22 protein-coding genes and 1 tRNA gene are annotated in these 21,599 nt (G+C 41.2%); 16 read left to right on the top strand and 7 right to left on the bottom strand.

Going from position 1 to position 21,599, the window contains the following annotated elements:
• Positions 1 to 107 precede the first annotated feature (107 nt).
• Together FHS68_RS06545 and tilS are read right to left on the bottom strand one after the other, a co-directional pair.
• Positions 108 to 192: transfer RNA gene (locus FHS68_RS06545), tRNA-Ser, on the bottom strand.
• Positions 193 to 260: 68 nt separating this feature from the next.
• Positions 261 to 1,616 (bottom strand): tRNA lysidine(34) synthetase TilS, encoded by a 1,356-nt coding sequence (gene tilS, locus FHS68_RS06540; RefSeq protein WP_262889576.1) that lies wholly within the window; start codon positions 1,614 to 1,616, stop codon positions 261 to 263.
• Positions 1,617 to 1,725: 109 nt separating this feature from the next.
• Here tilS and FHS68_RS06535 point away from each other — a divergent pair, with 109 nt between their 5' ends.
• From FHS68_RS06535 to FHS68_RS06485, 11 genes are all read left to right on the top strand, one after another.
• Entirely contained in the window at positions 1,726 to 3,336 is a 1,611-nt protein-coding gene (locus tag FHS68_RS06535) for an OstA-like protein (protein ID WP_229211785.1), read from the top strand.
• A 174-nt stretch (positions 3,337 to 3,510) separates the two neighbouring features.
• On the top strand, positions 3,511 to 4,131 hold the full coding sequence (locus tag FHS68_RS06530) for a T9SS type A sorting domain-containing protein (RefSeq protein WP_167268287.1): 621 nt from the start codon (positions 3,511 to 3,513) through the stop codon (positions 4,129 to 4,131).
• 75 nt (positions 4,132 to 4,206) lie between these two features.
• Positions 4,207 to 5,130 carry an outer membrane protein assembly factor BamD gene (locus tag FHS68_RS06525; protein ID WP_167268285.1) on the top strand — a complete coding sequence of 308 codons (924 nt, stop codon included), beginning with the start codon at positions 4,207 to 4,209 and terminating at the stop codon, positions 5,128 to 5,130.
• A gap of 48 nt (positions 5,131 to 5,178) precedes the next feature.
• Complete coding sequence (locus FHS68_RS06520; RefSeq protein WP_167268283.1) at positions 5,179 to 5,490, top strand: DNA-directed RNA polymerase subunit omega; 312 nt, start codon at positions 5,179 to 5,181, stop codon at positions 5,488 to 5,490.
• 125 nt (positions 5,491 to 5,615) lie between these two features.
• Positions 5,616 to 6,824 carry a bifunctional phosphopantothenoylcysteine decarboxylase/phosphopantothenate--cysteine ligase CoaBC gene (gene coaBC / locus FHS68_RS06515; RefSeq protein ID WP_167268281.1) on the top strand — a complete coding sequence of 403 codons (1,209 nt, stop codon included), beginning with the start codon at positions 5,616 to 5,618 and terminating at the stop codon, positions 6,822 to 6,824.
• Positions 6,821 to 7,738 (top strand): type IX secretion system protein PorD, encoded by a 918-nt coding sequence (gene porD / locus FHS68_RS06510; protein WP_229211784.1) that lies wholly within the window; start codon positions 6,821 to 6,823, stop codon positions 7,736 to 7,738. The genes coaBC and porD overlap by 4 nt, the downstream gene beginning before the upstream one ends.
• A gap of 27 nt (positions 7,739 to 7,765) precedes the next feature.
• On the top strand, positions 7,766 to 8,002 hold the full coding sequence (locus tag FHS68_RS06505) for an LSm family protein (RefSeq protein WP_167268277.1): 237 nt from the start codon (positions 7,766 to 7,768) through the stop codon (positions 8,000 to 8,002).
• A 125-nt stretch (positions 8,003 to 8,127) separates the two neighbouring features.
• Complete coding sequence (gene recN / locus FHS68_RS06500) at positions 8,128 to 9,783, top strand: DNA repair protein RecN (RefSeq protein WP_167268276.1); 1,656 nt, start codon at positions 8,128 to 8,130, stop codon at positions 9,781 to 9,783.
• A 37-nt stretch (positions 9,784 to 9,820) separates the two neighbouring features.
• Complete coding sequence (locus FHS68_RS06495) at positions 9,821 to 10,258, top strand: viral A-type inclusion protein (protein ID WP_167268274.1); 438 nt, start codon at positions 9,821 to 9,823, stop codon at positions 10,256 to 10,258.
• Between the two features lie 58 nt (positions 10,259 to 10,316).
• Positions 10,317 to 10,916 carry an SCO family protein gene (locus tag FHS68_RS06490; RefSeq protein ID WP_374757499.1) on the top strand — a complete coding sequence of 200 codons (600 nt, stop codon included), beginning with the start codon at positions 10,317 to 10,319 and terminating at the stop codon, positions 10,914 to 10,916.
• Positions 10,900 to 11,343 carry a c-type cytochrome gene (locus FHS68_RS06485; protein ID WP_310588511.1) on the top strand — a complete coding sequence of 148 codons (444 nt, stop codon included), beginning with the start codon at positions 10,900 to 10,902 and terminating at the stop codon, positions 11,341 to 11,343. Before FHS68_RS06490 ends, FHS68_RS06485 begins: the two co-directional genes overlap by 17 nt.
• Here the strand turns inward: FHS68_RS06485 and lptC are convergent.
• From lptC to FHS68_RS06470, 3 genes are all read right to left on the bottom strand, one after another.
• Complete coding sequence (gene lptC, locus FHS68_RS06480; protein WP_167268270.1) at positions 11,340 to 11,852, bottom strand: LPS export ABC transporter periplasmic protein LptC; 513 nt, start codon at positions 11,850 to 11,852, stop codon at positions 11,340 to 11,342. The genes FHS68_RS06485 and lptC overlap by 4 nt on opposite strands.
• 67 nt (positions 11,853 to 11,919) lie before the next feature.
• Complete coding sequence (bamG, locus tag FHS68_RS06475; protein ID WP_510185963.1) at positions 11,920 to 13,218, bottom strand: BamG family beta-barrel-assembly machinery protein; 1,299 nt, start codon at positions 13,216 to 13,218, stop codon at positions 11,920 to 11,922.
• On the bottom strand, positions 13,202 to 13,924 hold the full coding sequence (locus tag FHS68_RS06470) for a type III pantothenate kinase (protein ID WP_167268268.1): 723 nt from the start codon (positions 13,922 to 13,924) through the stop codon (positions 13,202 to 13,204). The genes bamG and FHS68_RS06470 overlap by 17 nt, the downstream gene beginning before the upstream one ends.
• Positions 13,925 to 14,421: 497 nt before the next feature.
• Here FHS68_RS06470 and rho point away from each other — a divergent pair, with 497 nt between their 5' ends.
• The 3 genes from rho to FHS68_RS06455 all read left to right on the top strand — a co-directional run bounded on the left by rho (position 14,422) and on the right by FHS68_RS06455 (position 17,188).
• Entirely contained in the window at positions 14,422 to 16,191 is a 1,770-nt protein-coding gene (rho, locus tag FHS68_RS06465) for a transcription termination factor Rho (protein WP_167268266.1), read from the top strand.
• 128 nt (positions 16,192 to 16,319) lie between these two features.
• Entirely contained in the window at positions 16,320 to 16,673 is a 354-nt protein-coding gene (locus FHS68_RS06460) for a hypothetical protein (protein WP_167268264.1), read from the top strand.
• Positions 16,670 to 17,188: a helix-hairpin-helix domain-containing protein gene (locus tag FHS68_RS06455; RefSeq protein ID WP_167268263.1), complete on the top strand. Its 519-nt coding sequence runs from the start codon at positions 16,670 to 16,672 to the stop codon at positions 17,186 to 17,188. The genes FHS68_RS06460 and FHS68_RS06455 overlap by 4 nt, the downstream gene beginning before the upstream one ends.
• 65 nt (positions 17,189 to 17,253) lie before the next feature.
• On the opposite strand, the gene htpG is transcribed toward FHS68_RS06455, so the two are convergent.
• Positions 17,254 to 19,092, bottom strand: coding sequence for a molecular chaperone HtpG (gene htpG / locus FHS68_RS06450; protein ID WP_167268261.1), 1,839 nt, complete (start codon positions 19,090 to 19,092; stop codon positions 17,254 to 17,256).
• A 242-nt stretch (positions 19,093 to 19,334) separates the two neighbouring features.
• Here htpG and FHS68_RS06445 point away from each other — a divergent pair, with 242 nt between their 5' ends.
• Positions 19,335 to 19,886, top strand: a complete 552-nt coding sequence (locus FHS68_RS06445; RefSeq protein WP_167268260.1) for a hypothetical protein — start codon at positions 19,335 to 19,337, stop codon at positions 19,884 to 19,886.
• Between the two features lie 191 nt (positions 19,887 to 20,077).
• The gene (locus FHS68_RS06440) at positions 20,078 to 20,806 is read left to right on the top strand and encodes a DUF6962 family protein (RefSeq protein ID WP_167268258.1); all 729 of its coding nucleotides are present in this window, start codon (positions 20,078 to 20,080) and stop codon (positions 20,804 to 20,806) included.
• Between the two features lie 63 nt (positions 20,807 to 20,869).
• Here the strand turns inward: FHS68_RS06440 and FHS68_RS06435 are convergent, their stop codons facing one another.
• Complete coding sequence (locus FHS68_RS06435) at positions 20,870 to 21,505, bottom strand: peroxiredoxin (RefSeq protein WP_167268256.1); 636 nt, start codon at positions 21,503 to 21,505, stop codon at positions 20,870 to 20,872.
• Positions 21,506 to 21,599 lie beyond the last annotated feature (94 nt).

Raw genomic sequence — 21,599 nt, 5'->3', positions numbered from 1 at the left:
CACCAACATATTGGGATTTTTTGAACATTTTGGCATAGCGAGGAAAGAAAAAAAGCCTGCAAATCGTTGATTTGCAGGCTTTTGATGTGTTTTGATATTGATTTCCGCAGAGAGAGAGGGATTCGAACCCCCGGACCTGTAACAGTCAACGGTTTTCAAGACCGTCGCAATCGACCACTCTGCCATCTCTCTATTTGTCTCGCCGTACGCGAAACATGGTGCAAAAATAGGAACAAAATCTTTAAGCGCAACAAGTAGCCCTAAATTTTGTCGAGATCGGATCGACTATATATTGAGAAAGTAATGAAATTTTTGGTTTGCTCATCGACCTTGTATCTTTCATCGGGTCTAATGCCGATTACCCAAATAATGTCTCCATTACCATTTACGAGCAATCTAATTTTCTGCTTTTGAAATAGATCCAGCTTCAAATCAGTGAAGAGATCGCTCAATTTTTTACTTTTCCCAAGCATTCCAAGTGGGCAAAACCTATCGCCTTTCTGCCAGCCTCTAATTTTTAATGGAAAAATCAATTTTTCTTCATTAACGACAAGAATCTCGCCGTCCTGTAATGTTTCAAAACGCGGAGCCGCGTCGAGTTTCTCCAATGAAAGCGGCTGATTTTCAAAGTTCACCGGATTATCATGAGTCTCAATTATCCACTCAAAACCTTTTTCGTGGTTGGTTCTCGCCTCTAAAATAATTTCCGACCGATCAACCAAAAGCATGTGTGTAGGAGAGAAGAAAGTCTTACCAGGGATTCCGGACAAGCTCTCAATTATTTGCGCCACTTGGCGATACGCAAATCCGTATTCTTCCAAAACGTACCAAAGCCTATAACCCGGCTCACTACTCGAAAGCAGGCTTGGAATATTTAACTTGATTGTATCTCTCTCAATCCTGAGTACCGTAGCTTTCCAGGTTTGCAAAAATTCATTAAGCAAAGTGTTTGCAGAGCTTAATTTTTCGGATGTAATCTTAAATGTTGCTTCAAGTGCGGGATTTAACCTCTGGAAAACCGGTATGGCTTCGTGCCTGATCATATTTCGCTTATACTCGTCTGTATTATTGGAGCGGTCCTCACGCCATTCAAGATTATGGTTTTTTGCGTAAGCCAAAACCTCTGCCTTTGTTACGTATAGCATCGGACGGATGAGTGTATTATGTTTAGCTGCAATGCCATTTAGGCCAGATAAGCCGGTTCCACGTGTCAGGTTAAGTAGTACGGTTTCAAAAGAATCATTTGCGTGATGGGCAGTTGCGATCCATTTATACCCATTAGCCACCCTAATCTCTTCAAACCATTTATAACGCAGTTCCCGAGCGGCCATTTGGATAGAAATCGAATGCTTCTTCGCGTAGAATTTGACATCAAATTTTTTTAAATAAAAATTGAGATTGTAGTCCTGCGCCAACTTTCGCACAAATTCCGCATCACCCTCAGATTCATCATCCCTTAACCCAAAGTTACAATGTGCGATCCCAGCTCTGAATCCCATTCTATGGAACAAATGAACCATGGTGACAGAATCTACGCCTCCGCTTACTGCCAGTAAAGTCGGCTCCCGTTTTAACTCAAGCCCCAGTTGGTTAATTAAAGTTAAAAACGAATCCAAAATGAACGTGAAAAACGTATTTGATGTAGTTTTGGCATATAACGGACCAGATTGAATTTTAGCCAGGCCTGCTGGGACACCTTTTCAAAGGTAAATGAAAGACAGCAACATGAACATAAAAAAATATTCTAAAAACTGCAACCCTTTTAAACTTTTGCGCGTCATCCATATCAAACACAATATTTTTAAACTTACGTTCTTTTCTTTACTGATTTTTACACCTTACCTGTTCGCACAGAAGGTTTTACCAAAAACGCAGGGTGGTCAGACCGACGATTTAGTTGAAATTCTGAAGTCTGATGAGCTTGAAATAATCAATGAAAACGGGGTTGATTCCAGAAGGGTTACCAATGGTATTTTCAAGCATAAAGGAGCGCTTTTGTATAGCAGACTTGCCATCCAAAATATCAATACTAATGTGATCGAAGCCTTTGGTAATGTCAAAATCGTACAGGGCGATACAATTATAGTAACCGGAGATACGCTTTTTTACTATGGTAATACCCGGCTCGCAATTGTAAGCGGACGCAAAACGGTTCTTAAAGATCGAAAGCGGACTCTTACCACCAGGAAAATTGAATATGACATGGCCAATGGAATTGCCAATTACAAAGTCCCCGGAAAAACGGTTGATGAAGAAAACGTCCTGACCAGCAAGGAAGGGATTTATAATACGACAACCAAGGAGTTTACCTACTATAAAAGCGTAAAACTTGTTAACAAAAAGTACACATTAACCACCGACACGCTACTTTATAATTCTATTACAAAATGGTCTTACTTCAACGGAGCTACTAAAATTGTAAATAAAGATGGGGTTGTAGTGGGAACCAAAGGGCAGTATAATACGGAATCTGCCGAGTCATCATTTCATAGAAGAACAACGGTTGATAATGAAACGTATACTCTTACCGCAGATTCCTTGGTGGTTGACGGAAAGAGCAATAATGGCCAGGGAAAAGGCAATGTTGTAATAGTCGCCAAAAAAGATAAAACGGTATTGAATGGTGACGAAGGCTTTTATTGGAAGTCGGAGGGATATTCCAAAATCTATGGGCATGCCTTCGTTAGAAACGTGGTTTCGGAAGACACTCTTTACATTCGGGCAGACACATTATATTCTTACGAAAACGCAAAGGACAGCACGCGGAAGCTGATAGGTAATAAAAATGTCTATATCTATAAGTCTGATTTTCAGGGAAAATGTGACTCAATTAGCTATAATACAGCCGATTCCATTATCAGGTTTTTTCGTCAGCCCATCCTTTGGAGTGACCAACATTATCAGATGGAGGCAGATTCAATTACTGCATTCCTTGTCAACAATGAGATCAACAGAATGCTGTTAAAGGGCAAATCCTTCGTGATCACTGAGGATACATTGGTGAAGCAGTTTAATCAGGTCAAAGGCAGGACGATCAATGCCTATTTTGAAACAGGGAATAAGCTAAAACAGGTCTTGGTCGATGGAAATGGTGAAAGTGCTTACTATGCAATAGATGATAAAAACAAGAGCATTGGGTTGAACCGTGTAGAGTGTGGAAGGATGAATTTACTTTTTGTAGATAACCGTGTACAAAAAATCTCATTTGTGGGAAAACCTGATGGTAAGCTCATTCCTCCATCAAAAATAAAACCCGCCGAGAGGCAACTAGATGGTTTCAATTGGAGAATAACAGAGAAACCGACGAAGAATAAAACAATTTGGGCTGAACTATAAGTTTTTCGCGAAATTTTGGTAAAAAGTTTTTTAGCGGCATGATTATTTAAGTTCCAAAATAAACATGACCGTTCGCACAATATATTTTGAATATACAATTATTTCTCTATATTTTTGCTGTGTACTTTTTCACTAAATCATCTAAAAATTAGTCAGAAGTATCTCATTGACGCTATGAAAAGAACTATACTTTGCTTGTTTGTATTAACTGCGCTTTTCCTGGGAAATTACAGGACAAGTGCCCAATCGGTTCCTGGCGGTAGCCGGCTGAACATGGTTGGCAAGAAGAAGCCAGCGACTGCTGAAAGTCTCAAATTTGTTGCGCTTACCTCAGGTATTAAATACAAACCATTGTCTTTGCAAAATCCAAAAGCACTAAATAGTTTTTATACATCATTTTTGTTTTCAGGTGTAAGTTCATCGGATAACAGTAATGTGCTTGCGTCTGAAATAGTTGAGAAGAGTATTGACAGAAGGTCTCCTGGCCTGGAAGCTCAGATTAGAGCGGAAGAGCTTTTATTTGTAAGTGACAAAATTTCAGTATCGAATATTTATCCAAACCCTGCCAGTGAGTATGCAGAATTGGATTTTAACATTACCTCAGGTTTACGGGATGCCAAGCTGATTATTTACAATGTGCTTGGTTCTCAAATGGCTGAATTTACAATGAATAAGAATGACAAGAAGCTCCGGGTCAATACGAAAGATATGCCGACAGGACTTTATTTCTACCAATTATCACTTGATGGCAAAAAAGTGGCAACCAAAAAGATGCTTGTTCGTCATCAGCAATAGCCTGGTTTTCGACACTATAACAGCTACGCATTCGTTATGGATGATGTAGCTTTTTTTATTACCTTTGCAGCCAATATGCGAAAAAACAGTCGAGCAAGCTATTTCTTGCTATTTATTGCAGTTATCGTTATCACATCCTGCAGTAAATTTTCCAAATTACAGAAAACAGGTACGGATCAGGAGAAGTATGATGCCGCCATGTCCTATTACAAAAAGGGTGATTTTTATCGGTCAGGTTTACTGTTTGAGGAATTGATCCCTTTATTGAAAGGTAGTACGGAATCTGAGTTAGCTCAATTCTATTATGCCTACACACAGTACCATCAAAGCCAGTACAATACCAGTCAGTTCCTGTTCAAAAAGTTTTTCGATACCTATGCTCGCAGTGATTATGCTCAGGAAGCATTTTATATGCATGCATTTTCACTTTACAAGGACTCATCGCCTTTCAACCTGGATCAGACCAGTACTTTCACTGCGATTTCAGCAATGCAGGATTTTATCAATACTTATCCTGAGAGCCCGTTTCGGGAGGAATGTACCAAGTATATCCTTGAATTGAGATCGAAGCTGGAAAAGAAGGCTTATGAACGGGCCAGATTGTATCATAAGATTAGCGACTTCAACCCATCTTCGATGAAATCTGCGGTTATATCCATTGAGAATTTCCGGAAAGATTTCCCTGACTCCAAATACAATGAAGAACTCGCCTTTTTGAAAGTTGAATCGCAATACAATCTGGCATCGAACAGTTTCAGCGACAAGCAAAAAGACCGGTTCCAGGATGTTGTAAAGTTTTATAAAGAGCTGATTGATAAGTACCCTACTGGTAGATTCAATAGGGATGCGGAGAAGATGTTTGATGACAGCCAAAAACAAATCGAGGTGATAGCAAAACTCGAACAGGACAGGCAAAAGCTTAAAGAATTGCAACCTGAACCGTCAAACAAGCCGACGAAGGTTACAACTCCTGCAATTGCAGAACCGAAAGGTCAGTAAGATCTGCTGATGCAGTATTTCAAAATTTTAAACAATATAAAAATAGGTATGGCAACGAATCCATCGATTATTACCCGGGACACTGACAAGATAGCGGACGTAACCGGCAATTTATATGAGTCTGTATCGGTCATTTCCAAAAGAGCTCGCCAGATTTCAAGTAAAATGAAAGAGGAGCTTAATAATAAGCTTGCTGAATTCGCATCAGGAGTAGACAATTTGGAAGAGGTTTTCGAAAACCGGGAGCAAATTGAAATTTCCAAATTTTACGAACGCATGCCTAAGGCAGGGAGCATTTCAATTGATGAATTTATTGAAGGAAAAACGTATCACGCGTACCGGGAAACAGACGAAGAATAGCATTCAATTCAAAGAGCCAGCCACAAGTCTTCATTTGTGGCTGGTTTTTCATTTCCAACGCCCAAACTATTTTTGATCAAAGTTATCTCCGTAACTTTATAATCAAATTAAGCTCCCATCCTAAATTGAATCTCAGGAATAAGAAGATACTAGTTGGCGTATCAGGAAGCATTGCTGCTTATAAATCGGCTTTACTGGTAAGATTGCTTGTTAAAGCAGGCGCGTCAGTAAAAGTGATCATGACGGAAGCTGCCACAGAATTCATTACGCCCCTTACACTTTCCGTACTTTCTCAGAATCCCGTTCTTAGCTCATTTAGCGGTCACGAAAACGGTAATTGGAACAACCACGTCGAACTTGGGCTGTGGGCGGACTTGCTCGTCATTGCGCCTGCAACAGCCAAAACACTTTCAAAATGTGCAACGGGCTATTGTGATGATCTGCTAACCGGCGTGTACCTATCTGCAAGGTGCCCGGTCTTCTTTGCACCTGCCATGGATGTGGACATGTTTCATCATCCTTCAACAAAATTAAATAGGGCAGCACTTACTAGTTTCGGAAACTATATCATCGAACCGGAGTTTGGTGAATTGGCAAGCGGACTTGTTGGGGACGGTCGTCTGGCAGAGCCGGAAAACATCATGAATGAATTGGATCATTATTTTGCCAAAACACCAGTGGCCCAATCAAAGAAAGTCCTCATTACAGCTGGACCCACCATAGAAGCTATTGATCCTGTGCGTTTTATCAGTAACCGATCGTCAGGTAAAATGGGATATGCTTTGGCAGAAGCATTTGCGGCAGCAGGTGCATCGGTTACTCTCGTCAGCGGTCCGACAAACTTAAAGCCCATTCACAATAACATTAATCTTGTGAAGGTGGAGAGTGCCAAAGCAATGCTTGAAGCGACTGAACAGAATTTTGAGAACGCCGACCTGGTCATTTTCGCTGCTGCAGTGGCTGATTATACCCCAAGGGAGATGGCTACGCAAAAGATCAAAAAGCAGGGACAGAACATGTCTTTAGAACTCACAAAGACCATTGATATTGCCAAAACAATTGGTCAGTTTAAACGAGAAGGGCAGTTGCTGATCGGTTTTGCACTGGAAACAGAAAATGAATTGGCATATGCGACAGATAAACTCGTTAGCAAAAACCTTGATTACATTGTATTAAATTCACTGAATGATCCAGGTGCCGGATTTGCACACGATACGAATAAAATAACCGTTATTGACAGGGACAAGAATATTTTGCATTTTGATTTAAAATCCAAAACAGAAGCCGCTGCGGATATTCTCCAAATTGTTTTAACCAAATGGAAGCAAGCATGAAAATGAAATTGGTTATAATGGCTTTTCTGATGGTTTTAAGCTTTACCGGAAAATTAACTGCCCAGGAATTCCAATTTACTGTCAACCTGAATTACGAGCAACTTGTAGCTCAGCAAAAGACAGATCCGCAGTCAATGAATCAGCTTCAGACTTACATGAATGATTTTCTGAACAATACGCGGTGGACCAATGATCAGTTCAACAAGGAAGAAAAGATCAAATGCAAGTTGAATGTCAACCTAACTCGTTCTGTCAGCCAGGGTAATTATGAAGGAAATGCCCAACTGGTCGTATCGAGACCGGTTTTCAACTCCAATTATGAGACAGTTTTGTTTACTTATGTGGACAAAAACTTTACTTTCACGTATTTGCCAAGTACCCAATTGTACTTTAATGAAAATAGCTACACAGAGGAGTTACCCTACATTCTGGCCTACTACGCCAACGTTGCATTGATTTTTGACTATGATTCTTTTAGTAAAATGGGGGGCGCGCCTTACGTCCAAAAGGCATTTAATCTGGTAAACCAGGCTCGAAATTCTTCTCCAAACAAAAGAGGCTGGGATTCTAACGGTGACTCGCGCAACCGCTATTGGCTGATCGAAAACCTGATGAGCCAGCAGTTTACTCCTTTCAGAGAAGGATTGTATAAATACTATCGCGAGGGATTGGATGTTGCTACACAAAATCCTACTGAAACACGGGCTAAGGTTCTGGAATTTTTAACGACATTAAAAGAAGTCAATCAGTTAAGGCCTGCCAGCGTCGTAATCAATTCATTTTTTGATGCTAAGTCCGACGAACTTTACCGGATTTTGATTGAAGCACAACCCGAAGAACGTACGCAAGCTTACTCACTGCTCGTCAGTCTCGATCCAACGAAAACCCAATTGTACCAGCGACTGTCATTATAGAAAATGCAACGGCTGTAATTCTTCGCAATGAGTAAAAGACTAATTCGCCTTGGTTCCGAAAAAATTCATGCTGCATTGAACGGGCTCTTGACACACGAAATAAATGCCGTTCTTCAAAATGGAAACACCTATTTTGGTAAGTTAGTATCGTTTACAAGCGATTATTTGATCTTGAATGATAAGCGCAGTCACCCCCATCATCTCGCACTTGCGGATCTTTACGAAATTATCTACGACGCTACTCAGCAACGAAGAATTAAATAATCTGCGTCGTCCTCTTATATTTCCTATTTGTTGATATCATAACTATATTCGTATCGGAGACCGAACAAGATTTTCTTCTTACCAGCCGGTTGCATGGCCTCCTGTAATCTGCTCTTAAATTAGATATGCTTTCTAATTTATTAATCAAAAACTACGCTTTAATAAAGCAACTGGAAATGTCTCCCAATCCAGGGCTGAATATCATAACTGGCGAGACGGGCGCAGGAAAATCTATCATGCTTGGGGCAATTGGTCTGCTTTTAGGTAATCGTGCCGATGTTAAAACGTTGTACGATTCCTCAGAAAAATGCATCATCGAAGGTAGCTTTGACCTTACCGGTTACGACCTAAGAGACAATTTCGAAAACGAAAATCTGGATTTTCTGGAAGAATGCATTATTCGGCGAGAAATTTCAGTAGCGGGAAAATCTCGTGCGTTTATTAATGATAGCCCCGTCAACCTGGAAACACTCAGAAAAATTGGTAGCCAGCTGCTTGACATACATTCCCAACATGACTCCATTCTGCTGGGGAGCAATGATTTTCAGTTGCAGGTTGTCGACTCTTTTGCGGATAATGACAATATCTTAAAAGCCTACACGCTCGATTATCGCGCATTTCGAGACGCAATCAGGACATTAGAGGAGCTGAAAAGAAACGCACTCCAATTGCGCAAGGAGTTCGACTATGACCAATTTTTATTTCAGGAGCTTGAAAACGCAAGTTTTAAGATCGGTGAACAGGAAGAACTTGAACAAGAACTCACAATTCTCGAAAATGCAGTTGAAATAAAGGAGAGATTGCAGCTCGCATCGGCATATCTTGACAATCCTGAAAATTCAATTCTCGACCAACTTAAAAACACAGTCAGTGCGCTGGCTCAGGCTTCGCGGCTAGTAACTGGGTATGGACCATTGCGCCAAAGAGCACAAAGCGCTTTTCTTGAACTTAGGGATTTAGCTGACGAAATTGAACAGGTAAACGGTCACGTCGAGGTGGATAGCAGCAGAAGCGAAATAGTTCAGGAACGGCTTGATCTGATTTATACATTATTCAAAAAACATCAGTCAACATCCTTGGAGCAACTGCTTGAAATAGAGAAGGGATTGCAAAAGAAACTGACTGTTGTCCTTAACCTGGATGAAGATTTGATTGTTGCGGAAAAAAACGCCTCAAAAGCCAGGGATCAAATGCTTAAATCGGCAAGTACTCTTTCGCAAAGACGCAAATCGGTTGTTAAGCACATTGAATCCCTCATTTTGGAACGACTGATCGAACTAGGTATTCCAAATGCCTCATTCTCAGTACACATAACCGAAATCGCTCCGTCTGACAAAGGAATTGATTCCGTTCTGTTTCTATTCAGTGCAAATAAGGGAATTGCCCCGCAGGAATTAAAACAGGTGGCATCTGGTGGTGAGTTTTCCAGATTAATGATGGTTATCAAATACATTCTCGCGGACAAGCGGAAACTTCCTACCATTATCTTTGACGAGATAGACACAGGCGTCTCCGGTGAAATCGCTCGGAAAATGGGGAAGATGATGCAAAGAATGGCAGGCAATCATCAGATCATCGCCATAACTCATCTGCACCAGATCGCAAGCAGCGGCGACGCGCATTATTTTGTCTATAAAGATGACTCGTCCGATAAAACCGTGAGCCGTATAAAGAAGTTGACCGTCGACGAGCGCGTACAGGAAATTGCTCAGATGATCGGTGGTCATAATCCGTCAGAGGCTGTTATCACTAATGCAAGAGAAATGATTCTAAAAGATTAGCTCTCAATAAGATCTAACATAACCCATCCAGAACATTATGAAATCTTTAATACAGTTGCTGGTAATAGTAGCCATTTTACCAGGGTGCGGGCAGGATGCAAAAAAAGATAAGGCGACTGACCTGGAAGCCGAAGTGATGACCATTCACGATGCAGTTATGCCGCAAATGGATGATATCATGAGTTTGAAATCAAAGCTCTCCAAGGAAATCCAGCATATTGACAGCTTGCAGAATATAGGCATCAGCAGTAACACCATGGCGGAACAAAGAATCAAAGCTGTTGATCTCAATCAAAAGTTGAATGATTCGGACAAGCTGATGATGAACTGGATGCACGAATACCGGGGCGACTCGGCAAAGAAATTGAAATCGGAGGAAGCAATTGCCTATTTTGAAAAGGAAAGAGAGAAAATTTTGTTAGTTAAACAAACAACCGCAAAGTCCATCCAGGAAGCCAAGACATTTTTAGAATAACATGAAATTAAATACTCTTTTATTTAATATTTTGTACCTAACCCTACTAGCCTTAGGGATCTTGAATTGCAATAATTCAGATAACAAACTACCCATACTGGGTGAACGGGATTGGACGAAAAAAACCGTTGATGGCAAGGAAGTTGTTGATACCATTTATAATACAATCCCCTCCTTTTCTTTTGTCGACCAAAATGGGGATACGATTTCAGAAGCATTCGTAAAGGACAAAATCTACGTTACAGATTTTTTCTTCACAACCTGCCCAACAATTTGCCCCGTTATGAAGCGGCAGATGATTAAAGTATATCATGCATACGAGGGAAATCCTGAACTCAAAATACTCTCACATTCCATTGATCCAGAGCATGATACGCCGAAGGTATTGAAGCAATATGCCACGGACTTAGGGATTCAGGGGAATCAATGGTTGTTCCTGACCGGACAAAAGGAAAAGATTTATGAGATAGGCCAGAAAAGTTACATGGTTACTGCAAAGAAAGAACAGTCTGCCGAAGGAGGTTACATCCATAGCGGCGCGTTCATTTTAGTTGATAAAGAAAGGCATGTAAGAGGAATGTACGATGGAACGACAGAGGAGGGCACACAAAAGTTGATAGCGGATATCCAGACTTTACTCAGTGAATACAAGAAATAAGGTTAGGGTGTTTGTTTTTGTGAAAAGCATTGCAATGTCTCTCCTAATGCTAGCCGTTTGCTGTCAGAGTGCAGAAGAATTGAAAAGTGAGCAATACTTTGTTGAGGGATACCAATTGTATACCACGAATTGTTCCAATTGTCACCAGGTGGATGGAAAGGGAATGCTAAATCTGTATCCGCCTATTTCAGGCTCTCAAACGCTGTCTGATAAAGCACTATTAGCCTGCATTATTAAGAATGGGATGAGAGACACAATTCTTGTCAATGGCAGGAAATTCAGTCGTCCAATGCCCCCGAATGCTAAACTAAGCGATATCGAGGTGGCTGAAATTGTAACTTACGTAACAGTGAAATGGGGGAAAGACAGTATTTATACCAAGATTGAAGCGGTTCGATCGTCCCTGGCAAACTGCAAAAAGTATTAGGGCCCGGTAAATTTATAAATGCCCGTTGCTTTCCTGAATTTAATCCTCGTGAAATCTTGCTCCGCATCCATACCAATCGCATTGGTAATTTCAGCTGTTCGCTTATTAATCACTGCAAGTGGCTTTTCTGTAAATACCTTTCGCGTGCGCGGACTCCAGTTCAGCTCAGAAGTTGTCAATATTTCATTGGTTTCTGATTTCACCACACGCACATTCCCTTTCACAATATAAACGTCTGCATTTTTATCATATCTCCCCGAATCAGATCGCAACCGCGTAACGACAGTTCCAAGCGTGTCGAAAAAACTAATATTGACGGTATCCGGAAAAACCTGTGTCTCATTTTGAAAACGTCGTGATTTTGGCGTTCTCATAATTACTTTCATTTTTCCTTGTTCGCTGTATTTCAGCTCAACGTTGTTCACGATTTCAACGGGTCCGGTGTAAAGCGCCCCTTCTTTGGTTTTCTTTCCTTCACAAGCGAGAAAAAATACCAAAATGCCTATCATACAAAAAGGAGATAAAAATTTATCTCCCCTTTTTAAATATCTCAAAGACAATCGGATTAACATTGTTTTAGTCAATTTTCTGCTTCACAAACCACCTCTCAAGCAATGTAATGCCAAGAACTGCACGGCCATATCGCTCACGAATTAAACCAGCACCCGCATTACCACGCTGACCCGCAACCAGCGCCAATGAAATGAAGTTTTGATAACCTCTCCCCATCGGGAATGTAAAACCCAAACTAACATTCGTGTCGTTCACGTCATTACCGTTAATGCTATAAGGTGTTTTACCATGGCTGAATCCGACACGGTAGCGAACAAGGTCAAAATAATTTAGGGAGGTAAAACGAGGTAAATACTCGACGCCGACGTGAATGCGGCCAACGTCGTTTAAGTTGTCGGAACTGTTAGCAAAGCTTCTGTATTTGGACCACGACTGATGGCTGTAGTCTGCGGAGACAACCAGCTTAAAAGGCCATTCAAGGCTAGCTCCCACCTGGTATTGCTCGGGAACCGTAAGTCCGCCGGATAGATTATTCTCCAAAGTATCCGGAGCAATGACAGGAAATGAAAGCTGGGTGAGTTCGAATGATGTCGTCTGAATCGAGTTAAGGGTTGTGCTGAAACTATATGCACCTCCCAGGTTCAGGTTGAGTTTATTCTGCTTTTTAATAGGGATCCTGGCAGCTACTCCAGCGCGAAATGCAATATCAGAATAAGTGGTCCTTTCATTAAGGCTTACCAGATAATCGTCGCCATTGTTCGATATCGGGAGCATAACTTCGGATGCCTTCCGAACATTACCAAAGAAATAACTGCTCTCCAGCCCAAGGCTGACATACCTTCCGATCTGAACCGAATTGGTTATCGAAGCTTTATTAATTCCACCTTTACCAGACGTGACATATTGAGCCTGAAAAGGAGTTCCCGGAACGGTTCGTGATGATACATTTTGATAATCAATGAAGCTGTAAGGCTTTAAATTGACGCCAATCGCCCATTTCGGGCCAACTGGAAATGACAGCGAAACATAAGCAAGGTTCCCACCCGCATTGCGCTGCGACTGATTTCCTGAAACAATATTTTTGTATTGACCAATTAGCCCAACATCCAATGTAGTAAACCGGTTGCGGACCCACAGCGCGGGATTCAAATTATTAACCTGGAAGCCACTGCCGTAACTCACACCGGACTGCCCCATTCCTGTATTGTCAGAAAATGACTCTCCGTAAAACTCACCCATGCCTAATGAAGAATAAGGGGAATTACCTAAGCCTTGTGCTTTTAGTTTCGTTGTGAGATGCGTACAACTCCAGCTCAGTGTAATTGCAAGTGTAAGAATTAAGATTCTACTGTAAAGAGACATTATATGTTAAAATTCTGTTCAATCCTATTAAAACCAGTTCCGGCACCGCAAAGATGGGTGGTTTCAGGCTACTTTCAAAAAAAGCTGCATCGCCACCACATATTAGTACGCGTAATGAAGGGGATTTGTGCCGGTATCTTTGAATAATTCCTTCAATTTCTGCCAGCACCCCGTTCATCACGCCGCTTTGCATGGATTGCTTTGTACTTTTTCCTATTAAGGCGGGATTTTGTTCCGGATCAACAAGTGGAAGCCTTTTAGTGAACGAATGCATCGAATTGAATCGCATTTTCACTCCTGGAGAAATTATACCTCCCTGAAAAGTGGCTGTATGATCAATAAGGTCATAGGTTATGCAGGTTCCCATATCAATGACGACCAAATCCTCGTTGGGAAACAGAAAATTGGCCCCTATACAGGCGGCGACTCGATCCGCCCCAAGTGTAGCCGGGGTATCATAACTTTTGCTAATCGGGATCGGCGTTTCGGAAGACAGATTGAAAATGTTCAGCTGCAAGTTTAAAGCTTCCCGAAATTCCTCTGCGCTAATGCTAACCGAGGAAAACATGATATTTTCAGGAATATCCAACCAGATCGCTGCAAGCAACTCGTCGAAACTCAGACGCGTCGTATAGCGTATAAGTTTCTCTTTTTCGAACCAACCAATTTTCGAATACGTGTTCCCGGCATCAATGACAATGTTCATATATTTTGCAAAAATCTCATCCTTAGGATTTCAAAACTAGCTATTTTAAATATGCCAAATTGCTATAAAATCCTGTAAATGTGTGTCTTCAAGATTTAACGGATCAGGATTATTGCTATTTATGACCAGGCATTTGTTAAAATCAATAAATGTTTGGAATTTAAAACCCTTATCATTACCTTCGCTCACCTAAGTCATGTATCGGCTTTAAAATCCAAATCCATCTCGCGGTAACTCCCTATCCCAACGTTATCGGGTCGTAAAAAATCTTTCAGATTTATTGTCATTACTCCTAGTGTGTCAAATTGCAAACTTTTCACAGTTGATCCAACAAAGTTTTTCAGTTAGCAGGGTCATATTCTCAGGCTTCTATAATCAATTCTTATTTTAATAACCGTCTTATGACTTCGGGACATACTTTCCTGATTTTGTATCCAATTACATTCACAAACTTATTATCCAATTGGTAAAACGTTACTTTACCTTCCATTCTCTTTATGCCTACAATTGATGAATTAAATCTTAAGCTTCTATCCGAGCTTAAAGAAATAGCGGGGACTCTTGGGATACCCGATCATACAAAACTCCCAAAAAAAGAACTCATTAACAGAATCCTTTCGCAGCAGGAATCCTCTTCCCAGGTCATAGAAGCGCCCGTTTTAGAAACATCCATTGATGATGCTGACGGCAGCAAAAAGAAACGGGCCCGCAGACCGGCGGAGTCAACGCCTGTCCCTGCAAAGGCGAATAATAACCGCCCAAAAAACAAGAAGGAAAATGCCAAGGCGACAACTCCATTTTCTCCGTTGTTCGATACCTCAGCACGCAATGAGCCGCCCCAACGGAATGAAGAATTAATGAAAAATCTGGGCATAAACGAAGAGCACGATTCCGATAACGATACTTTAAACGATTTGGGGCTAGAAGAAGTCGCTTCTGCTCCGGAACCTGAAAATGCGCCTGTTGTAACAGCGGAAACAACCGAAGAAAAATCTGAGTCTAATGGTCAGGAGTCGGATTACGCTTCAAAAGAGGACAAGTCTTTCAAGCAGAATAACGAAAATTCCGAGCGGCAGGCCCAGCCACAACCACAACGGGAGGATCCTTCGACCAAAATCAAACGTAATTACAATAATTATGTAAGGGAGTTTGATGGATTGATTGTCAATGAAGGGGTTTTGGAGATTATGCAGGATGGCGGATATGGCTTTCTTCGCTCCGCAGATTATAATTACCTGGCAAGCCCGGATGATATTTATGTATCTCCCTCACAAATCAAACTTTTTGGTCTTAAAACCGGAGATACGGTAAAAGGTCAGATCCGTCCACCGAAAGAAGGTGAAAAATATTTCGCATTGCTAAGGGTTGAGACCGTTAACGGCAAAACAACTGAGGAAATCAGGGACCGTATTCCATTTGAATACCTTACCCCTCTTTTTCCTGATGAATGCCTGAGACTAAGCTCACGTCCAGATCAGTATTCAACCAGGATTCTGGATTTATTCGCACCTATTGGAAAAGGTCAGCGTGGTATGATTGTAGCGCAGCCAAAGACAGGTAAAACTGTTTTGTTGAAGGAAATAGCCAATGCGATCACCCGCAATCATCCCGAAGTATTCCTTCTTATATTATTGATTGATGAACGTCCGGAAGAGGTAACAGATATGCAGCGCAGTGTTCGCGCGGAAGTTATTGCTTCCACGTTCGATGAACAGGCCGATCGCCATGTTAAGGTAGCCAGTATTGTTCTCGAGAAAGCGAAAAGAATGGTTGAATGCGGGCACGACGTTGTGATTTTGCTCGATTCCATTACCCGTCTTGCACGTGCATATAATACAGTTGTACCTTCCTCCGGTAAAATTCTTTCAGGTGGTGTGGATGCGAATGCTTTACATAAACCAAAACGCTTTTTTGGTGCTGCCAGAAATGTGGAACACGGCGGATCGCTGACGATCATCGCTACGGCATTGATAGATACAGGTTCCAAGATGGACGAGGTGATTTTTGAGGAATTTAAAGGTACTGGTAATATGGAATTGCAGCTTGATCGCAAGCTTTCCAACAAACGTGTATTCCCAGCCATCGATGTAATGGCATCTGGTACCCGTCGCGAAGACCTTCTGTTAGACAAGGAAACATTGAAAAAAGTGTGGATCCTTCGGAAGCATATGTCCGATATGAATGCAATGGAGTCCATGGATTTTCTGCTTGAACACATGAAAGGGACCCGAAATAATGAAGAGTTCCTGATTTCAATGAACCGATAGATAAAAAGGGCCTGGGTAGTCACTCAGGCTCTTTTTTCATTCAGCCCCTCCTATTGCATCTTGTTTTCCGAAAAGGTACATTTAAACGAATATCTGACTTTCCGGAAACAGAAAATTAAGGCTTAAACATGTTCAACGTCAAGGCACTCTGGTGGACCATTCTAACCGTCTGGATCCTTGGTTCAACTTACTGGCATGTTTGCAAAATACAGCAGCTCTGCGATGTACTTTACGACTCTCCGCTTTTTCTCACCGAAGTCGTTCCGGTGGCCGAAAATGTGGACATTTCCGAAAATCTCCGTTTAATTTCCAATTATCCCATTGATATTGCGGAGGCATGGCAACATGCAATAATGGTAAGTATCACATTGTTGCTTGGCTTTTTTACCGGAAATAGTTATGAAAGCAGGAAAACCAGAGAGCTCAGGTACAAGCTCAACAGGATTAATCGGGAGCTCATATACTACCAATCGAAAAGATGAACCTGCCAGCCTTTCCATTTAATTCTCAAAGTGTGCCGATTGCAATAACAGAGATATTTTTACTGCTCTGCTTTGCTTCCACTTTGGGCTGGCTGTTGGCGAAAATAATTATCAAACGACGAATGCATATCTTGCAGGCGTTAATCGAAGAAAAGAAATTTGAACTTGCTGAACTCCGAATGTCAATGCACAACCATAATGATCAACCTGTTGCAACCAATGCTTCCAAAACGGTATACCCAATTACAAGCCCGGACCATGCTCCCGACGACCTGAAAATAATAGAAGGGATCGGGCCGAAAATTGAAGAACTGCTTAATAAAGAAGGCATTCACACATTCGAGCAACTTGCGGAAACTTCTGCGATAAGAATAGTGGGTATCCTCAAAAAAGCTGGCCCAAGGTTTCAAATCCATGATCCTTCATCCTGGCCGAAACAAGCCGGGCTGGCAAAGGATTACAAATGGGAGGAATTGAATCAGCTCAAAGTGCTCCTCATCTCAGGCCAAAAATAAATAAGTTGCTTATAAACGATAAAACCCGCAAATGCGGGTTTTATCGTTTATAAGCAACTCTGTACTTACAGGTTTGTAACAGTCCTTTGAATAAATTGGGTCAAATCACTTCCTGACAACAATCCTTGCGAAAGCAGCGCCAGATCATAAACCTGTTTAGCCAAAACTTTCTGATCAGATTCGTCCTCAGATTGAAGTATGCGGCTGATAACGGGATGATTTGAATTCAATGAAACCGTATACATCAACGGCATATCACCAAACATGGAACGTTGTCCGGATGACGCCTGCATATCGGTCATACGGCGCATGAATTCCGGAAATGTAATCACTACCGGCAATTCATCCACTGGCATTGCTTCCACCTGAACATTGGCGCTCTTATTCCCTGCGATTTCTTCAAAGATTTTCTTCGCCTTTTCCTGGTCGTCAGAAGAAAGAATGCTTTCTAATTTCACATCCTTTTCAACCAATTTATCCAGCGTATCAGCATCAACTCTTTTGATGTTGACTTTTTCAAGCTTTTGCTCCAATGCATTAATAAAGTGAGAGTCAATTACAGTCGTAAGAGACAAAACATCATAGCTCCTTTTCTTAGCTGATTGAATAAATGCATCCTGTTTTTTCTCGTCCGTGGTATACAGCCATACCTGCGTATCATTGATGTCGGTTTGATTGTCTTTAACGGCTTCACGGTATTCATCAAATGTGAAGAATTTCCCGTCGGTGTTTTTCAGCAAACAGAAATCTTTCGCTTTATCGTAAAACTTATCATCGCTGATAATGCCATATTTGATAAACAAACCGATGTCATCAAATTTCTTTTCGAAGCCTTCACGGTCATTTTTGAAGATCTCAGAGAGCTTGTCTGCCACTTTACGGGTAATGTATCCATTGATTTTCTTCACATTTCCATCCGCCTGCAAATAGCTTCTGGATACATTCAATGGAATATCCGGAGAGTCAATCACACCGTGAAGCAATTGGAGAAAATCGGGAACAATGTCCTTTACCTCGTCTGTAATAAACACCTGGCGGCTGTAAAGCTGGATCTTTTCACGCTGTCCCTGAAAATCATTACGGAGTTTTGGAAAATACAGAACTCCGGTCAGATTGAAGGGATAATCCACATTCAGATGGATCCAGAACAATGGATCTTCGCTAAAAGGATATAATTCTTTATAAAATGACAGATAGTCTTCGTCTTTCAGGTCCGCCGGACTTTTAGTCCATATAGGATTAGGGTTGTTGATAATCTTGTCTTCAAATTCGATTTGAACAGGAAGAAATTTACCATATTTTTCAAGAATACCTCTTAGACGGTGTTCGTCAAGAAACTCTTCGGAATCAGGCGCAATGTGAAGGATGATCTCCGATCCCCGATCTGCCTTTTCTGCAGGAGATAACTCAAATTCAGTGGAACCGTCACATTGCCAGCGAACTGCCTCAGCGTCTTCTCTGTAAGACTTCGTAAGGATTTCCACATTCTCTGCCACCATATAGGCGGAGTAGAAACCCAGACCAAAATGTCCGATAATGCCCTTATCGCCCTTTCCATCTTCCCCTTTGTCTTTGTATTTTTCAACAAATTCGGTCGCACCCGAGAAGGCAATCTGGTTAATGTATTTTTTAATCTCATCGGCTGTCATACCAATACCATTGTCACTGATCGTGATCGTTTTGGCATCTTTGTCGAGCTTGACAACAACCTTTAAATCTCCAAGTTCGCCATTGAATTCGCCATAAGATGCCAATTTTTTGATTTTCTGCGAGGCATCTACGGCATTGGAAACCAATTCTCTTAAAAAGATTTCGTGGTCCGAGTAAAGGAATTTTTTAATAATCGGAAAGATATTCTCGGTATGTATGCTGAGATTTCCTTTTTCCTGAATCACTGACTCCATAGTTATGATGTTTTGGTTTTATATTTTAGAATTGTTTTCTGCTTTGCAATACACGATAGAAATATGCGTTCCAACTACAATCAAAACGGTTTTGGCTGACACATTGTCAGTTTAAGTAAAGTTATTAAACTGGGCAAATCAATTGGCTGGTGAAACTGAAAGGCTTTTTTGTTAATATTGCGATTGGTAAACTACCCAACTAAAATCATCCACTCATTCGTACGAGAACACCAAATCAAGACATGAATCTTATTAAAAAAATTTTTGCAGTAGTGCTTTTTCTTAGCGTAGCATCTGCTTGCACCACAATGAATTCCGTTCCCCTTTCCAATTACACCGTCTTTACAGAAGATCTTCGGCGGGACCTGGAAACCGCCAATATTCCGCTTGGCAAAGTGCAGTTTTTCAATGATAAGGGCATTAACATTCGCAGAGAAGTGTCTGACCCTAATGACATTAAGGTGAATCCTGAAGGTCAGATCACCATGAGCAACGGTAAAAGTATTCAAACAATCAATGTGCTTCCATTTACACCAGGCGTTTCGCTGGGCTCTGATAATGGAAGTATCTTTGTTTCCTGGGACGACACGCAGCAGGATACAAAAGGAATGAAATTCAACCTGAGCGGGCAAAATTACTTTCTGGATATCCTGCCAAACAATAAGTTTGAATATAAGGACAGAACATTTGATCTGCAGGGCGGAAATGGCTCTCGCCTTTTCGTTAAGAAAGATCTTTTGAAACAGGTTAAAAATTCACGTGAGACATTGAAGGGGAGAAAAGTAAATCAATAGCTACGTCTTTCATCTTACAGCATTATAAAGCGCTTCAAAACACAAGGTTTTGAAGCGCTTTCTTTAATTAGCACAAAATTCCTCGATATACAGGTAATCTGAGACACATTGAGGCTCTCTGGTATAATTTTATTAAAGTGTGTTGTTACAACAATATTGTTACTTAATTGCTGATTAATACGCCTCTATTCATGAATGAAGTTGCCATAGATTTCAGTAAAGTGCACCAGGTCCAAGTTTTTGGGATCACTATTATGGAGCCTTCGACGGTCCTTTCAAGCCTGATGTTGACAGTGATATGCATTTATGCATTTTTTCATTTAAACAGACTGGGACGCGCTCACAGGATGTACAAACAAATCCAGTACTTTTTTTTATTTATGGCGATCGCCACTGCCATAGGCGGTGTCTTGGGACATGGATTTTTATATTTGACAGGTATGCGGGGGAAAATTCCTGGATGGTTTGCCAGTATGATTGCCGTTGCATTATTTGAACGTGCAGCGATTTGGCACATTAAGCCATTGCTACCGAAGCGCAACGGACTGATCCTCGGATGGTTGAACTATGTGGAGCTTACGATATTTTTTGTACTGACCTTTATCACATTGAATTTCCTGATCGTGGAAATTCATGCGTTCTACGGACTCTTTCTGATGCTTTTCTTCATCGAGATTTATGTTTACAAAAGGCGAAAAGATCCGGGCAGTAAGAATATTTTCATAGCAACTTTTATGGGTGCATTAGCGGCTGGTCTTCACGCATTGAAGTATAGTGTTGGCCCCTGGTTCAATTACAATGATATCAGCCACATTGCCATGGCAGCGTCTATCTGGTTCTACTACCAGGGCGCGCGCCACATGATTTATTATGGAGAGGAAATGATTATACCCGAAGAGCTTATCGACAGTGAAACTTAATGGTTTAGGTCAAAAAAATAGGGCTCCTGTTCGGAAGCCCTATTTTTTTGACCTAAAAGATGATTACTTATTCGGCTGCGGAGTGTAGCGCAAATATGGCTTAACAATATTCAGCCCTTTTGTAAATTTCTTCTGGGCATCTTCTGTACTCACAGCAGGAACTACAATTACATCTTCACCGTCTTTCCAATCCGCAGGGGTTGCAACCGAGTAATTGGCGGTAAGCTGTAAAGAATCCACAACCCTTAGGATTTCATTGAAATTACGTCCTGTTGAAGCAGGGTAAGTAAGTGTCAGTTTGATTTTCTTGTCAGGCCCAATGATAAACACCGAACGAACCGTTGCTTTTTCGCTCGCATTAGGGTGAAGCATATCATACAGCAATGCCACTTTGCGGCTCTCGTCCGCTATTAGTGGAAAATTCACTTGTGTATTACTTAATTCATTGATATCAGGAATCCAGCGATTATGGGAATCTAAATCATCCACGCTGATTGCCAGCACTTTTACATTACGCTTTTCAAATTCGCCTTGCAAAAGTGCAGTTTTACCTAATTCAGTGGTACACACCGGAGTAAAATCAGATGGATGTGAAAAAAGCATCCCCCAGCTGTCGCCTAACCATTCGTGAAAATTAATCGTACCCTGTGTTGTATTTGCCTCGAAATCTGGGGCAATATCTCCTAGTCGAAGTGACATAATTTATAGAATTTTGATGTGGAACATTTAATCTACTAACATTGTAGAGTTAACACAAAAATAGCTAATTAGTTTCAATTAACCGTGAAGTATG

Source organism: Dyadobacter arcticus (assembly GCF_011762185.1).
Lineage (GTDB): Bacteria > Bacteroidota > Bacteroidia > Cytophagales > Spirosomataceae > Dyadobacter > Dyadobacter arcticus.
The sequence above is the reverse complement of the archived record's forward strand: the minus strand, read 5'-3'. Positions and strand labels throughout refer to the sequence as shown.

Coding starts and splice junctions, on each gene's coding strand:
- FHS68_RS06520 (WP_167268283.1), top strand. CDS start 5,179: ATGGCAACGAATCCATCGATTATTACCCGGGACACTGACAAGATAGCG.
- FHS68_RS06505 (WP_167268277.1), top strand. CDS start 7,766: ATGAGTAAAAGACTAATTCGCCTTGGTTCCGAAAAAATTCATGCTGCA.
- FHS68_RS06445 (WP_167268260.1), top strand. CDS start 19,335: ATGAATCTTATTAAAAAAATTTTTGCAGTAGTGCTTTTTCTTAGCGTA.
- FHS68_RS06455 (WP_167268263.1), top strand. CDS start 16,670: ATGAACCTGCCAGCCTTTCCATTTAATTCTCAAAGTGTGCCGATTGCA.
- bamG (WP_510185963.1), bottom strand. CDS start 13,218: ATGTCTCTTTACAGTAGAATCTTAATTCTTACACTTGCAATTACACTG.
- htpG (WP_167268261.1), bottom strand. CDS start 19,092: ATGGAGTCAGTGATTCAGGAAAAAGGAAATCTCAGCATACATACCGAG.
- FHS68_RS06440 (WP_167268258.1), top strand. CDS start 20,078: ATGAATGAAGTTGCCATAGATTTCAGTAAAGTGCACCAGGTCCAAGTT.
- porD (WP_229211784.1), top strand. CDS start 6,821: ATGAAAATGAAATTGGTTATAATGGCTTTTCTGATGGTTTTAAGCTTT.
- FHS68_RS06460 (WP_167268264.1), top strand. CDS start 16,320: ATGTTCAACGTCAAGGCACTCTGGTGGACCATTCTAACCGTCTGGATC.
- FHS68_RS06470 (WP_167268268.1), bottom strand. CDS start 13,924: ATGAACATTGTCATTGATGCCGGGAACACGTATTCGAAAATTGGTTGG.
- FHS68_RS06435 (WP_167268256.1), bottom strand. CDS start 21,505: ATGTCACTTCGACTAGGAGATATTGCCCCAGATTTCGAGGCAAATACA.
- rho (WP_167268266.1), top strand. CDS start 14,422: ATGCCTACAATTGATGAATTAAATCTTAAGCTTCTATCCGAGCTTAAA.
- FHS68_RS06495 (WP_167268274.1), top strand. CDS start 9,821: ATGAAATCTTTAATACAGTTGCTGGTAATAGTAGCCATTTTACCAGGG.
- FHS68_RS06535 (WP_229211785.1), top strand. CDS start 1,726: ATGAACATAAAAAAATATTCTAAAAACTGCAACCCTTTTAAACTTTTG.
- FHS68_RS06530 (WP_167268287.1), top strand. CDS start 3,511: ATGAAAAGAACTATACTTTGCTTGTTTGTATTAACTGCGCTTTTCCTG.
- FHS68_RS06525 (WP_167268285.1), top strand. CDS start 4,207: ATGCGAAAAAACAGTCGAGCAAGCTATTTCTTGCTATTTATTGCAGTT.
- recN (WP_167268276.1), top strand. CDS start 8,128: ATGCTTTCTAATTTATTAATCAAAAACTACGCTTTAATAAAGCAACTG.
- lptC (WP_167268270.1), bottom strand. CDS start 11,852: ATGATAGGCATTTTGGTATTTTTTCTCGCTTGTGAAGGAAAGAAAACC.